The sequence below is a fragment of the Gordonia sp. 34D genome (assembly GCF_056682775.1).
The window spans coordinates 869,962-884,477 of the sequence record NZ_CM155293.1; the positions used below are offsets into that span (position 1 = coordinate 869,962).

Genomic DNA, 14,516 nt, shown 5'->3' on the forward strand with positions numbered 1-14,516 from the left:
ACATTTAGTTACCTCCCGCGGGCGGGTATGCCTTACGGCTGCCCGCCCGCGGTCGGTTTTGTCCACCACAGCTCAACACTTCAGGTAATCAGAAGGCCTCTTTGCAATGGTTGCTCAGCAAACTCCCACCTACGTCATCGTCCCGGGTCTCCGTGGCCACGTCGAAGATCACTGGCAGACCATCCTTGCCGGTCAGCTCCAGAACTCCGTGATCGTCCCGCAGGTCGAGGGCGATCCCATTCAACTCGACGCTCGCCTGGCGCTGCTCGAGAGCGTCGTTGCCGCGCAGGAAGCCCCAGTCATTCTCGTCGCGCACAGTGCGGGCGTCCCGACCACGGTGTTCTGGGCTGCACAGACCAAGCTGCCCGTCGCCGGAGCGCTCTTGGCGACCCCGCCGGACCTGACCCAAGAAATGCACGCGCCGCATCCGACGCTGGAACAGCTCAGCGACGCCGGCTGGGGACCGGTCCCGATGGACACCCTTCCGTGGCCGAGCATCGTTGTCTCCAGCACCAACGACCCGCTGGCCTCCACAGAAACGGTCGCCGAGTACGCGCAGTCGTGGGGCAGCACCTTGGTCGAAGGTGGCGAGGTCGGTCACCTCAACCCGGCTTCGGGTTACGGACCGTGGCCGCGCGCCGTGGAACTGCTTGCGCAATTGCAGACGCTCATTGGCATGGATGCCACCGTGCAAACCAAAGACGCCTAACTCCAGACCAAACGACTGACCGCTGACCGCTGACCGCGTCCGACTAGGACGCGGTCAGCCGCAGTCCCACTGTCGGGTCAGCGACGTTGGTCAGCTTCATTTCGTCACCTTCTACGGTGACGGTGGCCTTGCCCTGCAGCGCGGCGAGAACCGTCTGCTCAATCTCCATGGCATCGGGAGGGCATGCCATCCGGGTGGTAGCTATGGGGGAGAACTCGATCTCCTCGCTCGTCGGGTCCGTGGTGGCAGTCTTCGCCGTCCCGCGCATCGAATTGCAACCGGTGTTACCGCTCATCGCGCCGTCTTCGGCGATCTCGAAGTATGGCTTGGCCTCTTCCAGAGCCACCGACCGAGTGACCGCCTGCTTTGTCACAAGCGCAGTGACCTGCCAGCGGGTTCCGACCACAGGACGGTTCTCCCGTTCGACGAGGACCACCCGCTGATCGCCACGCGACAGGGTCAACGTGGTGCCCTGGAGAGCCCAGGTGACTGGATCAGCAAGAAGGTCCGATACCCATTTGTCCGTGTGCTCGCGTGGGGGCGGGCACGCCATCATCGTTCCGAAAAGATTCGATGCGGTCATCGCGTCCCCGTCGAACGTCACCATGCCGCCCAAGCCATTGCAGCCAGCATTCGCATGCAGATTGGTGGTCTTGTCGGTGGCGTTCTCAGTAAAGCCCAGAACAAGTGGTCCGCCGCCGGGAATCTCCGGCCCGGTCACGGCGTCAGAAACATATGTCTTTCCGACCAGTTCGGTCGGATCGGGTGCGGCCTCCGATGCTCCGTTGGTACACGCCGACAACGTCGTGGCCGCGAACAGAGCAAGAACACCGGCACTGAGCGTGCTGGTGCGGATGAACTGCGGGGCCCGGAATCGGGGAGTACGGAATTGAGGAGTACGCATGTGCGCCACGCTACTGGATGGCCGCGTACGGTAGATCAGGATCGATCACGGGTTGCGCCGCGCGCGACCGGTAGGTCAACGCTGACGGCCAAGCTTTAGAAGGAACAGGACGCACGTGGGAAAATTCTCCAACGCGATGTGGCGCATGTTGGGCGCGCAGACTTCTCGTAACCAGTCGCAATCGCTGTCGATGATCGAAATGTCGACCAAGCACAACGACTGGGCAGCCGAGCTGTCTGACAAAGACTTCGCAGCGCAGGCCGCTGAGCTGGACATGTCGGTGGCAGAGGACCGCGCCAAGTTCTTGGCATTGGTCCGCGAAGGCGGCGACCGCACCCTCGATATGAAGCCCTTCGACGTTCAGTTGCAGGGTGCGCTGCGGATGCTTGAGGGCGACGTCGTCGAAATGGCAACGGGCGAGGGCAAGACACTCGCCGGTGCCATTGCCGCGATTGGTTACGCACTCGACGGCCATCAGATCCACGTCGTATCGGTCAACGATTACCTCGCCAGTCGCGATGCCAAATGGATGAAGCCGCTGTACGACCTTTTTGGAATTTCGGTCGCCTCGATCAGTGAGCACTCCACCCGCGAACAACGACAGGCGGCCTACGACGCCGATGTCACCTATGCCTCGGTGAACGAGATCGGTTTCGACGTCCTGCGTGATCATCTCGCCCTCACCGTCGAAGACCTGGTGGCACCGCAACCCGACGTGGTCATCGTTGATGAGGCTGACTCGGTCCTCGTTGACGAAGCCCTGGTTCCGTTGATCCTCGCCGGTTCAACCGATGCGGAGATCCCAAACAGTGCCATCCACGAAGTGGTCGCGCATCTGCGCCCGAAGCACTACGAACTCGATTCGGACGGCAAAAACGTCTCGCTGACCGACGAAGGCGCACAATTCGTCGAGTCGACGCTCGGTGGTATCAACCTGTACGACGAACAGCATGTCGCGTCCACCCTGGTGCATGTGAACGTCGCGCTCTACGCGTATTACCTACTCGAGCGCGATGTCGACTACATCGTGCGCGATGGCGGCATTCACTTGATCAATGCTGCCCGCGGACGCGTGGCACGACTGCAGCGGTGGCCAGACGGTGTTCAGGCGGCCGTCGAATACAAGGAGGGTCTCAACCCGACTGAGGCCGGTGAAGTGATCGATACGATCACTGTGCAGGCGCTGATCGGCCGTTACCCCCGGGTCGCTGGGATGACTGGTACGGCGATCGCCGCCGGCGAGCAGTTCCGCCAGTTCTACGACCTCGCGGTGTCGCAGATCCCGCCGAACGCGCCGAACATCCGCAAGGACGATCCGGACCGCGTCTACGACAACAAAGCACACAAGGTCGAGGCCGTCGTAGATTTCGTCGCTGAGATCCACGAGACCGGCCAGCCGATTCTGATCGGTACCCACGATGTGGCGCAGTCGGAGGAACTCGCGTACTTCCTGGAGCGCGCAGGTGTGCCATCGGTGGTCTTGAACGCGAAGAACGACGCCGAGGAAGCCGTCATCATCGCCGAGGCCGGGCGCAAGGCTGCGGTCACCGTGTCGACGCAGATGGCCGGACGAGGCACCGACATTCGCTTGGGCGGTTCGGACGGTGACGAAGAAGCCCGCGAAGAGGTCCTCGAACTCGGTGGGCTCTGTGTCGTCGGTACTGGCCGCTACGACACTGAACGTCTCGACAATCAGTTGCGGGGGCGCGCCGGACGTCAGGGAGACCCCGGCCGGTCAGTGTTCTTCTCAAGTATGGAAGACCCGCTCGTCACGAAGAACCTGACACATCTGCGTGAGCAGCAGTCGGAGTCCGCTGACGGTTCGCTGGGAGCCAAGGGCGTCGAGAGCGTCGTGAACGCGCAGAAGATCGCTGAAGGCGCGATGCTGCAGCTGCACGCGAACACCTGGGATTACAACAAGCAGGTCAACGAGCAGCGCAACTCCATCGTCCGCCGTCGGATGAAGGTGCTTGAAACTGACTTGGCGCTCACTGATCTCAGGGAAGCCGAGCCGGAACGCTATGCGGAACTCGCGGAGACCGTCGACGAGCCAGTTCTGGTCGAGGCTGCCCGACAGATCGTTCTGTACCACCTGGACCGTGTTTGGGCTGATCATCTGGCGTATATCGCCGATGTGCAGGCAAGTATCCACTTGCGGGCGCTCGGTGCACAAAGCCCCCTCGAGGAATTCCACAAGCTGATCTTCGCCGAGTTCACCAAGTTGTCCGACGAAGCGATGGAGGCGTCCCGAAAGACGTTTGTCGACGCCACCATCACCAACGATGGTGTCGATCTGGGCTTGGAAGGCCTGCATCGTTCGACGATGACCTGGACTTACCTGGTTCACGAGAATCACTTTGCGTCGGCGGGAGCGCAAGCCATCCAAGGCATTGTCGGAATTTTCCGATGATCGATACGTCACCGTCTGACCCGTCACGGCCTGCGGAAATGCCGTCCGGGGGACACCTCGAAGAGGTGGAGCGGAGCGACGCAATCTGGACAGTGCCGAACGCGCTGAGCGTGCTGCGTCTGCTGCTGATTCCGGTCTTCATCTGGCTGTTGCTGGTTGAAGAGTCGGCGGGCTGGGCGTTCGTCGTCCTATTTGTCTCGGGGTGGACTGACTGGCTTGACGGTAAGTTGGCTCGCTGGCTCGGGCAGTCGTCCAAGCTGGGGGCACTGCTCGATCCGGCCGCCGACCGCCTGTACGTGATCATCATCCCAATCTGTTTTGGCATTCGGGAGTTTGTCCCGTGGTGGCTGATCGGGCTGATCATTGCGCGCGATGTGCTGCTCTTTGCGACGGTGCCGTTCTTGAAGTCGCGGGGGATCACCGCGTTGCCCACGCTGTACATCGGCAAGGCAGCCACGTTTGCCCTGATGAGCTCGTTCCCCTGGCTGCTTGCCGGCCAAATTGACGGGGTCATTGGGACCATCGCGTTTCCGTTCGGCTGGGCCTTCCTGCTGTGGGGTGTCGGTCTCTATCTGTGGACGCTGGTCCTGTACTGGGTTCAGACGATCCAGGTGGTCCGCAAGGTGCCGCGGGCCTCGGTCACAGCCTGATTACGCATTGCGGCCCGACCCGGGTTGATGCGGGTTCTGTTGGCCCCGCACGTTAAAGTCATTGACGCACAACTCGCTTGCCGCAACGGCGCAGCAAGTGAGGAAAACATCGAAGTCTTCGACAGTCGTCGTGAAAGGACGAATCGTGAGCGACACCAAAATCCCCGAAGAGCTCCGCTACACCGCCGAGCACGAGTGGATTAGCAAGGTCGGCGACAAGACCGTCCGGGTGGGTATCACCGATTTCGCCCAGGACGCGCTCGGGGACGTGGTGTTTGTTCAGCTTCCTGACGTCGGATCTGATGTTGAGAACGGAGAGTCCTTTGCCGAGGTGGAGTCCACCAAGAGCGTTTCGGACATCTTTGGACCGCTGGATGGCACCGTTGCCGCGGTCAACGACGCGCTCGAAGGTACTCCGGAGTTGGTGAACTCGGGTCCGTATTCGGATGGTTGGCTGGTGGAGATCACCGTGGCCGACGATGCGGATCTGGACGCGATCCTCGGTGCAATGCTTGATGCCGACGGCTACAAGGCAGCCATCGGTTCCTGAGCGGAATCCTGAGAGCCCGGTATCAGTCGGGCTGACCCGAAGTCGGCGTGCGCGCTTCGGCGATATGATTGGTCAAGTACGACAAACGCTCTCGAAGGGCTGAGGATCCCCGCCGGTAGGCGAGGAATTCTAAACGACTTCGGGCGGCGTTTGGACAAAGGCGGTAGGTTCACTTAGAAGGTTCCTGCCCGGCATTCGCTCACTTCAATGGCGAGGTGGGTCGAGTGTGTGTTGAAACAGCGAATGAACGTCAATTGTGTGGCAACACCGGACAATTGGGGTTTGTGCAGGTACCTCGAACGACTCGTATAGGACCCAACCCGGGGACTGTGGAGTCAGCAAGTCACGGCGGGGTGCGTTGACGATGAAGGAGATGTGGTGAGCGGTAACGACAACGGCTTTGAGGCGCCCGTGGAGACGACTTCGGTCTTCCGCGAGGACTTCATCAAGGAAGTAGACGCCCCAGCGACGTCGAACGAGCCGGCCGATACCGGTGTCGAGCGACTGTCGCCGGGCACGGCTCTGTTGGTGGTGAAGCGGGGACCCAACGCCGGGTCGCGCTTCCTGCTCGACCAGCCGACAACGTCGGCGGGACGCCATCCCGATAGCGACATTTTTCTCGATGACGTGACGGTGAGTCGGCGCCACGCCGAGTTCCGTCGCAATGGCGACGATTTCCAGGTGGTCGATGTCGGCAGCCTGAACGGTACGTACGTCAACCGCGAACCGGTTGATACGGCCACCCTCACCAGTGGTGATGAGGTCCAGATCGGTAAGTTCCGGTTGGTCTTCCTGTCCGGCCCGCGCGCCGGAGAAGCTGGTGCCGCGCTGTCGTGACGTCGTCTGCTGCGCGCGAGAGCGGTGCCAGCGACCGCACAATGTCGATCGGTGCAGTCCTGGGCATCCTCCGAGATGAGTTCCCGGATGTCACGATTTCGAAGATCCGATTCCTCGAAACTGAAGGATTGGTTACTCCGGATCGAGCTCCTTCGGGGTATCGCCGGTTCAGTGATGCCGACTGCAAGCGTCTGCGTTTCGTGCTGACGGCTCAGCGGGATCGGTATTTGCCGTTGAAGGTGATTCGCGAACAGCTTGACGAAATGGATGCGGAGTCCGCCAGCGGCGGCTCCGGTCCTCGTCTGCTGTCGTCTGCGCGCAGTGCGGTGGCACCGGCCACCGACTTCAGTTCCCGCGGGGGACGAGTTGATCGGGAGACTCTGATGGAGCGCACCGAGGTTGACTCGGCTTTTATTTCTGAGTTGGTCCGCAACGGATTGCTGACGGCCGGGCCTGGCGGCTTCTTCGACGAAGATGCCGTCCGACTGGTTGAGGCGGCCGCCGCACTCGCCAACTTCGGCTTGGAATCGCGGCATCTGCGTGCGTTCAAAATTAGTGCCGACCGCGAGGCGGGCTTGGTAGCACAGATTGCCGGACCTATCGCCAAGGGTCGGGGGACCGGTGCGCGTGATCGCGCGGAGGAATTGGTCCGCGAGATGGCTGCGCTATCGGTGACGCTGCATACGCAGTTGGTCAAGGCCGCCGTTCGCAGCGCCCTTGACTGAGGCGTCATCCGGTCGGCAGCGCCGACCGTATTTGCAGCGTAACCTGTATTTCTAGAGACTTTCGAGGAGGGGAAATCATGGGTGAGATGCGTGTTGTAGGCATTCGGGTTGAGCCCCCTCAGAATCAGCCGGTGCTTCTGCTTCGTGAGGTTGACGGTGCCCGCTATTTGCCGATTTGGATCGGCCAGAGCGAAGCTGCGTCGATTGCACTTCAGCAGCGCGGCGTTGAGCCACCGCGGCCATTGACCCACGATTTGGTGGTCAATCTGTGCGAGGCCTTTGGGCGCACGCTGGAAATGGTGCGAATCGTGGACATGCAGGAGGGCACTTTCTACGCTGAACTCGTTTTCGATGGCGACGTGGTGGTCGAAGCACGACCATCAGATGCGATTGCGATTGCGATGCGTGCCGACGCGCAGATTGTTGCTGCCGACGATGTGCTCGACGATGCCGGGATGTTGATGCCCGAGGAGCAGGCCTCGAACGCGGATGAAGAAGTAGTCGGTGACGACGAAGTCGAGGCTTTCCGGGAGTTTCTGGATCAGGTGTCGCCGGAAGATTTTCTGGGGCCCGAAGCCTAAATTTTGGCGAATGGTGAGGCGACGCGCCGGGGCGTTCGGTCACAAGAATGTCTCTGCCAAGTCACCATTTATCTAAACCTGAACTTTAGGTTGAGGTTTACCGCGAGTCGCGTTGATTGAGGCCGCGGAAGTCCATACTTTTGATCTCGACAGCCAGCGCATCCAGCGAGGGCAACACTTAGTCAGTGGTCCGGAGTACCCTTGCATTGGGATCCACCGGCCCGAGTCTTGTGTAAGGGAGCTACCGTGGGCGATTTTCCGTCAGATTCGCAGACCGGCGACGGCACGACGGGCGACGCTATGTCGACCGAAAGTGCAACGTCGACCGACAGCGCGGCATCGACGCCTGCCATGCCCGTTCAAGGTGGCCTGGACGAGATTGCCCCTGGCATTTTCCCGAACGACACCGTGCCCGACGATCTCGTCGGTTACCGGGTTCCTACCGCATGCCAGATCGCCGGAATCACTTACCGCCAACTCGACTACTGGGCCCGTACTTCGCTCGTTGTGCCGTCCATCCGGGGGGCGCAAGGATCGGGTAGTCAGCGCCTCTACTCCTTCAAGGACGTCCTCGTTCTGAAGATCGTGAAGCGACTCCTCGACACCGGTATCTCCTTGCAGAACATCCGGGTGGCAGTCGATCACCTCCGTAAGCGCGGCGTCGAAGACCTCGCTCGCATCACGTTGTTCTCCGACGGCACCACCGTTTATGAATGCACCTCCGCTGAAGAGGTCGTTGACCTCCTGCAGGGTGGGCAGGGAGTCTTTGGCATCGCAGTTTCCGGTGCCATGCGCGAGCTCACCGGCACCATCGCCGACTTCCCAGGCGAACGCGCCGACGGCGGCACCAGCGAAATCTCGCCCGAAGACGAACTCGCAGCGCGCCGAAAGAACCGCAGCCGCAAGACCGGATAGGGACTACGGGAGTCGGTTGCCTACGCCGAGTCATCGCGTACGCATGCGCGCCTGTCGTCTGATCTCCACGCTCTGCCGACTGAAGTAGTTCCTGGTCCGGCGGTTCATCAGGAGATAGCAGTAAAAGATGAACGGCACGAGTGGGATGGCCATTATCAGGAGAAATGCGACGAGAATTCCGATGTCCATCAATTATCCGTTCGTGGCGATGAAGCCGGCTCCTAATATGGCGATCACGAAGAACATCACGAGCAGGATCATGCCGATGATGTTCAGCCAAAGCATCGTCAGAAAGTACGTGTAGGCGCCGCGCGAACCGCGAAGTAGCGCGATTCCGGCTGGCAGATTGATGGCGACGATGACAGCCGTGAAGATGTCGGCGACGATGACGATAATCCGCACGGTCTTGAGGCCCTCGACGGTGATGTCGGGCTGACTGTCGAGGGCGGTCCACCATTGGATCAAGGTGGCGTCGTTGGTGAACATCAGTGGAAGCAGGACCAAAAGGCACAGGACCGATCCGATGATCACCACCCATCCGTAGAAGGTCACCTGCCACGGGCGAACTAGCGCCGCTTGTTCAGCGGTATTCGTTAGCTCGAACGACGGGGCAAACACCGGGCCGACAGCAGGCATCTGTGTCGGAACCGGGTGAGCCTGCCCGTGCTGCCAGGAAACCGCAGGCTGGCTGTAGGCGAGAGGTCGATGCGCGGGCTGGCTGTAGGCGAGCGGTGGATTCGCCTGCGGCGGGCGCGACGGTGCGATCGGTGGTTGGATGGGAGGACGAATCGGCGCTTGCGGCGGGCCTGGCGGGCGAACCGGCGGTTCAGGTGGCGGGATTGTTCCGGAAGGCATCTTTCGATGTTATGGACTGATCATGGGCGTCGACCAGACTGCAAACGAACGAATGTTCGGCTGTGACCAGGTCTGCGGTCGTGGGCTGCGGATTTGCCGGGATTCCTTGGTATCCTGATCGGGCGCCGCAACGCTGCGGGAGAGCGTTGTCCGGGAAGCCGGACGACCGCCGAAGGAGCAACACCTCTCCGTCAAACTCTCAGGCACCCGGACCGTGGTTGCTGACGGCGCCTCTGGAAAGTGGTTGGAGCACGCTCCCACCCGCCCACGGTGAAAGGCTGCGGTGACCCGCAGCCGAATCTCTCAGGCGCTGCCGGAAAGCAGCATGACAGAGGGAGAGGGCCCGATCCTGTGCGCGCCTGTCCGGTGTGTGCCGGACCCACACGAGCAAGGTGCCCTCTTGTCGAACCACGGTTCTGAGTTCTCCAGCCGCCACCTCGGCCCCGATAGCGGCGAACTCGCCACCATCCTTGATGTCCTCGGCGTAGCGTCGCTCGACGAACTCGCGACGCAGGTCGTTCCGGCCGTCATCGCCGACGGCGTCGACGCGAACGGCATCGCCACCGGGCTGGACGCGCTACCTGCCCCGCTGACGGAATCACAGGCCACTGCCGCGATGCGTGCCTTGGCCAGCCGCAACGTAGTTGCCCGCTCGATGATCGGCCTCGGCTACTACGACACGCACACCCCCGGTGTCATCAAGCGCAACGTTCTTGAGAACCCCGCCTGGTACACCGCGTACACGCCGTACCAGCCGGAAATCAGCCAGGGTCGCCTCGAAGCCCTCATCAACTTTCAGACCATGGTGTCGGACCTGACGGGCATGGAGATCGCGAACGCGTCAATGCTCGATGAAGGCACCGCCGCAGCTGAAGCGATGACGCTGCTGCGTCGCGCGGGCAAGTCGAAGTCGAACAGGATTGTGGTCGACGCTGACCTGTTCCCGCAGACCCGCGCCGTGATCGACACGCGCGCCCTTCCGCTTGGCATCGAGGTCGTCGAAGCCGACTTGGATTCCGATGCCGACAACGCAGGTCTTCCGGAGGGCGAGTTCTTCGGAGTGATCGTCCAGACGCCCGGTGCGTCAGGCCGCATCCGGGACCTAGCTCCGATCATCGAGGCCGCACACGAACGCGGTGCGCTCGTTGCCGCTGGCGTCGACCTGCTGGCCGCCACCCTGATCACGCCTCCCGGCGACCAGGGTGCCGACGCCTGCTTTGGCACCACGCAGCGCTTCGGTGTGCCAATGGGCTTCGGTGGACCGCACGCGGGCTACCTTGCGGTTCCTGCCGCTCGTACCCGCCAGCTGCCCGGCCGGCTCGTTGGTGTCTCGAAGGATGCCGACAACAACGTTGCCTACCGGCTCGCCCTGCAAACGCGAGAGCAGCACATCCGTCGTGAGAAGGCGACGAGCAATATCTGCACCGCCCAGGTTCTGCTGGCGATCATGGCCGCCATGTACGCCTCGTACCACGGTCCTGCCGGACTCCGGGCCATCGCGCAGCGCGTTCACGACCACGCGGTGGCCCTCGCCGATCAGTTGACGGGCGCAGGCATTACCGTCGAGCACGCGGCGTTCTTCGACACCCTGACCGTTCGAGTTGACGGCAAGGCCGCCCAGATCGTTGAGGCCGCGAAATCGCGTCACAACATCAACTTGCGGCTGATCGACGCTGACCGCGTCGGCGTTGCCTGCGACGAGACCACCACCGCGGCCGACATTGCGAATGTTCTCGACGCCTTTGGTGCAGCTGATGCCAAGCCCGCTGCGTTTAGTACCTCGATCGCCAACCGCACCAGCGAGTACCTGACGCATCCGGCGTTCCACCTCCACCGGACCGAGACCGCGATGCTCCGCTACCTGCGGATGCTGTCGGACAAGGACATTGCGCTCGATCGCAGCATGATCCCGCTGGGCTCCTGCACCATGAAGCTCAATGCCACGACCGAGATGGAGCCGGTCACGTGGCCTGAGATTGGGGGCTTGCACCCGTTTGCCCCGCTCAGTGACAGCGAAGGCATCCGCGAACTGATTAGCCAGTTGGAAGACTGGCTCGTCGCGGTCACCGGCTACGACCGGGTCAGCCTGCAGCCGAACGCCGGCTCACAGGGTGAGTACGCGGGGCTTCTCGCGATCCGGCAATATCACCTCTCACGCGGCGATGACGCTCGCGACGTGTGCCTGATTCCGTCCAGTGCCCACGGCACCAATGCGGCCTCCGCCGTGATGGCCGGGATGCGCGTTGTGGTTGTTGCCAGCCGTGACACCGGTGACGTCGACATCGACGATCTGCGAGCCAAGATCGAGAAGCATCGCGATGAGTTGGCAGGCATCATGATTACTTACCCCTCAACTCACGGGGTTTTCGAGCACGAGGTCACCGACATCTGCGACGCGGTCCACGCGGCTGGCGGTCAGGTGTACGTCGACGGCGCCAACCTGAATGCGCTCGTCGGTCTGGCTCGCCCCGGCCAATTCGGTGGCGACGTCTCGCACCTGAACCTGCACAAGACCTTCTGCATCCCGCACGGCGGTGGCGGCCCCGGCGTCGGACCGGTCGCCGTTCGCGAGCACCTCGCTCCCTTCCTGCCGAGCAACCCGCTGGCCACTGAGCTGCCGCAGACGGGGATCACGATCTCGGCGGCGCCCTATGGCTCGGCGTCGATCCTGCCCATCACGTACGCCTACATCGCGATGATGGGGGCGGAAGGTTTGCGCTCGGCGACGCTTACGGCGATCGCCTCCGCCAACTACATCGCTCGTCGCCTACAGGACTACTACCCGGTGCTGTACACGGGCGAGGGCGGCTGGGTCGCTCACGAGTGCATCCTCGACCTGCGTGAGCTGACGAAGGACACCGGCGTCTCGGTCGACGACGTCGCAAAGCGTTTGGCAGACTACGGTTTCCACGCACCGACGATGAGCTTCCCGGTGGCTGGCACCTTGATGGTGGAGCCAACCGAAAGCGAGAACCTCGCCGAGATCGACGCGTTCATCGACGCGATGATCGCAATCCGCGGTGAAATTGACAAGGTTGCCGATGGCACCTGGACCGTCGACGACAACCCCCTCGCAGGTGCCCCGCACACCGCTGAATCGCTGGTAGGGGAATGGAACCACGGCTACGACCGACTCGTCGCCGTCTACCCGAACGGACTGCCTTCGTCGGGTGCCCGTCCGAAGGTGTGGCCGTCGGTCCGCCGCATCGACGGAGCCTTCGGCGACCGCAACCTCGCTTGCAGTTGCCCGCCGATCTCGGCTTTCGCCGAGTAACGCCCGTCGACCGTCCCTTTTCTGTCACGACGCGACGGTCGTACGTCGACCAGACCGTCACCGATCACCTCGATTGGTGACGGTCTGGTTGTTTCGTGACAGAAAAGGGAGAAGCGCGGAGCGCGAAAACGGTGAGAAATCGGGTCTCATTGAGTCTGGCGGTAGGCCGCATACGGGGTTAGGATCACCGAATCCGATCGGAGGCTGCAATGTCAAAAGTCCGGGTGCACAATCTGCACATCTCGCTCGACGGATTCAGTGCTGGCGACTTCGTCACCTTCGACAAACCCATGGGGGACGCCCGGAGCCTGTTCGCCTATTTCGATGGACGAGTAATCGATGGCGTGCACCACATCGACGACCCCATCACGGCCGATCGCCTCATCATCAGCGGGTGGAGTCAGGGAATTGGCGCGGAAATTATGGGCCGTAAGAAGTTCGGTCCACAGACCGGTCCATGGCGGAGTGAGGACGACTGGCGAGGATGGTGGGGTGACGCGCCACCGTTCGGGACCTCGGTGGTGGTATTGACGCACTATCCGCGGGACCCCATCGAGTTCGACAACGGAACGGTCTTCCACTTCTTCGACGGCACCCCGGAACAGACGCTCGCGTTCACACGGGATCTCGCTGGTGACGGCGATATTCGCCTCGGCGGAGGTCCCTCGTCAGTCCGCGACTTCCTCCACGCTGGCCTCGTTGACTTCATGCACCTGATCTTCGTCCCCACGGTCCTGGGGACCGGGGTCTCGATCTGGGACGGGTCCGCAGACTTGCAGAAATCCTTCGACATCGAATCGATCACCACCGGGACCGGACTTACCCACCAGTTCTGGAACCGAAAATAGTAACCGCAGATGACAGCGCGGCGGCTGAGGGAAGATCGGATCCGCTGCTAGAGCGTCGCTGCCGGGTAGACGATCTTGTTTACCGAAATGGCCGCCTCGGGTGCGGGTTGCGGCATCGGATCGGTGACGGCGTCGAACGCTACCGTTGCCGTAGGCGCGGGGAGCGGGCCGGGGCCACGGAAACCGAGCTTCGTGAGAGTTTCCATCTGCATCGGCTTGCGGGCGTAGGTGAAGAACTCGGCCACGGCGTCACTAGCGTGGGCCGGAATCAATTCGCTGGCCAACTTGATGAACGGGTAGTCGGCGACCGGCGTCTGCCCCTTGGGTGCGACGACGGCGACCTTTGCGGCTTGATCGTCCTTAGTGATCACGTAGAGATGTTGTTCGGTAACCGGGACTGCGCGTACCGGCGTATCGGACGGATCGGTCGTTTCGGCGATAGATTTCACCGCAGCGTCGATTGACCCGTCGCCGACGCTCGGCGGGGCCGACATCATCTGATTGAGCGCATTGACGACCTCGGGCGACGTTGCTTGCTGCGGGGTCAGTGCCTCGGTAGCGCCAGTGGTGGCTGCGGCGATGGCCTGTCCAGCGAGTGCGGTGGCGTCAGATTGCGGCCCATTGGGCATCGCGATCCGCAACGATCCCCACGACCGCTTCCCGAAATCAGCTAGTGAATTGGCACGGGTCTGTGCGGGTAAGTCCGACCACGCGAGGTTGCCGTCAATCGCTTTAGCGATCTCCGGTTCCATTGCCAGGCGCACCGGCGACGACACCAGCGACTCCGGATTGCCTTGCAGCAAACCAGCATTGGTTGTTTGCAAGGCGGACGACCAGATGGCTGACTCGGGTACCCAGGCTGCGGGGAAGGCGCCGAAGGCATTGGCATCCCACGTTTTGGCCGTCAGTCCTTCCAAGGTGGCACGGGCATCGGCCGGTCGAACATCGATCGTGATGCAGTGGTCGCGCACCACCGGTTTGGTCGCGTTGAAACTCTTCGCGATCTCTTGGAGTCCAGGTGCCAACGCGGGATCTGCGACGACCGAAACGGTTGCGGCTCCCTCGAGGCAACTGCCAGCGGCGACGGGTTGCTCATTGTCGATTCGGTCGCCGAGCAGGGACCACGATGTGACCGCACCTGCGATCAGAATGATGGCCAGCAACGTCCCGACGAGCGGACGGCTAACAAGTTGCCGACGTCGATCCCCCGCGTTGTGCCGACCCCGATTTTGGTTTGCCACTGATCGTCCTCCTCCGG

General features: G+C 62.2%; 13 protein-coding genes and 2 riboswitches. Of the genes, 10 read left to right on the forward strand and 3 right to left on the reverse strand.

The features are described from left to right. Nucleotides 1-106 precede the first annotated feature (106 nt). Nucleotides 107-709: an RBBP9/YdeN family alpha/beta hydrolase gene (locus AC1L34_RS04010; protein ID WP_424322739.1), complete on the forward strand. Its 603-nt coding sequence runs from the start codon at nucleotides 107-109 to the stop codon at nucleotides 707-709. A gap of 43 nt (nucleotides 710-752) precedes the next feature. Here AC1L34_RS04010 and AC1L34_RS04015 read toward each other — a convergent pair whose 3' ends face one another. Beyond that, nucleotides 753-1,613: an META domain-containing protein gene (locus tag AC1L34_RS04015; RefSeq protein WP_480035113.1), complete on the reverse strand. Its 861-nt coding sequence runs from the start codon at nucleotides 1,611-1,613 to the stop codon at nucleotides 753-755. A gap of 115 nt (nucleotides 1,614-1,728) precedes the next feature. Between AC1L34_RS04015 and secA2 the strand changes: the two genes are divergently transcribed. The 7 genes from secA2 to AC1L34_RS04050 all read left to right on the forward strand — a co-directional run bounded on the left by secA2 (nucleotide 1,729) and on the right by AC1L34_RS04050 (nucleotide 8,281). Next, the gene (secA2, locus tag AC1L34_RS04020; RefSeq protein ID WP_480035114.1) at nucleotides 1,729-4,023 is read left to right on the forward strand and encodes an accessory Sec system translocase SecA2; all 2,295 of its coding nucleotides are present in this window, start codon (nucleotides 1,729-1,731) and stop codon (nucleotides 4,021-4,023) included. A 38-nt stretch (nucleotides 4,024-4,061) separates the two neighbouring features. Continuing rightward, nucleotides 4,062-4,673 (forward strand): CDP-alcohol phosphatidyltransferase family protein, encoded by a 612-nt coding sequence (locus AC1L34_RS04025; RefSeq protein WP_424322762.1) that lies wholly within the window; start codon nucleotides 4,062-4,064, stop codon nucleotides 4,671-4,673. Between the two features lie 145 nt (nucleotides 4,674-4,818). After that, nucleotides 4,819-5,223: a glycine cleavage system protein GcvH gene (gene gcvH, locus AC1L34_RS04030; protein WP_424322742.1), complete on the forward strand. Its 405-nt coding sequence runs from the start codon at nucleotides 4,819-4,821 to the stop codon at nucleotides 5,221-5,223. Nucleotides 5,224-5,598: 375 nt separating this feature from the next. After that, entirely contained in the window at nucleotides 5,599-6,060 is a 462-nt protein-coding gene (garA, locus tag AC1L34_RS04035; protein ID WP_424322743.1) for a glycogen accumulation regulator GarA, read from the forward strand. Continuing rightward, nucleotides 6,057-6,785 (forward strand): transcriptional regulator FtsR, encoded by a 729-nt coding sequence (gene ftsR / locus AC1L34_RS04040; protein WP_480035115.1) that lies wholly within the window; start codon nucleotides 6,057-6,059, stop codon nucleotides 6,783-6,785. Before garA ends, ftsR begins: the two co-directional genes overlap by 4 nt. A gap of 77 nt (nucleotides 6,786-6,862) precedes the next feature. Next, a complete protein-coding gene (locus AC1L34_RS04045; RefSeq protein WP_424322744.1) occupies nucleotides 6,863-7,366 on the forward strand; it encodes a bifunctional nuclease family protein in 504 nt (167 codons plus the stop codon). 246 nt (nucleotides 7,367-7,612) lie between these two features. Then, nucleotides 7,613-8,281, forward strand: coding sequence for a MerR family transcriptional regulator (locus AC1L34_RS04050; protein WP_424322745.1), 669 nt, complete (start codon nucleotides 7,613-7,615; stop codon nucleotides 8,279-8,281). Nucleotides 8,282-8,473: 192 nt separating this feature from the next. On the opposite strand, the gene AC1L34_RS04055 is transcribed toward AC1L34_RS04050, so the two are convergent. After that, nucleotides 8,474-9,136 (reverse strand): hypothetical protein, encoded by a 663-nt coding sequence (locus AC1L34_RS04055; protein ID WP_424322746.1) that lies wholly within the window; start codon nucleotides 9,134-9,136, stop codon nucleotides 8,474-8,476. 126 nt (nucleotides 9,137-9,262) lie between these two features. Next, nucleotides 9,263-9,361, forward strand: a riboswitch (glycine riboswitch). Continuing rightward, nucleotides 9,362-9,478, forward strand: a riboswitch (glycine riboswitch). Nucleotides 9,479-9,536: 58 nt separating this feature from the next. On the opposite strand from AC1L34_RS04055, the gene gcvP reads away from it, so the two are divergent. Together gcvP and AC1L34_RS04065 are read left to right on the forward strand one after the other, a co-directional pair. After that, nucleotides 9,537-12,410 (forward strand): aminomethyl-transferring glycine dehydrogenase, encoded by a 2,874-nt coding sequence (gcvP, locus tag AC1L34_RS04060; RefSeq protein ID WP_480035302.1) that lies wholly within the window; start codon nucleotides 9,537-9,539, stop codon nucleotides 12,408-12,410. Between the two features lie 209 nt (nucleotides 12,411-12,619). Continuing rightward, the gene (locus AC1L34_RS04065) at nucleotides 12,620-13,258 is read left to right on the forward strand and encodes a dihydrofolate reductase family protein (RefSeq protein ID WP_480035116.1); all 639 of its coding nucleotides are present in this window, start codon (nucleotides 12,620-12,622) and stop codon (nucleotides 13,256-13,258) included. A 47-nt stretch (nucleotides 13,259-13,305) separates the two neighbouring features. On the opposite strand, the gene AC1L34_RS04070 is transcribed toward AC1L34_RS04065, so the two are convergent. Then, nucleotides 13,306-14,499, reverse strand: coding sequence for a hypothetical protein (locus AC1L34_RS04070; protein WP_480035117.1), 1,194 nt, complete (start codon nucleotides 14,497-14,499; stop codon nucleotides 13,306-13,308). Nucleotides 14,500-14,516 lie beyond the last annotated feature (17 nt).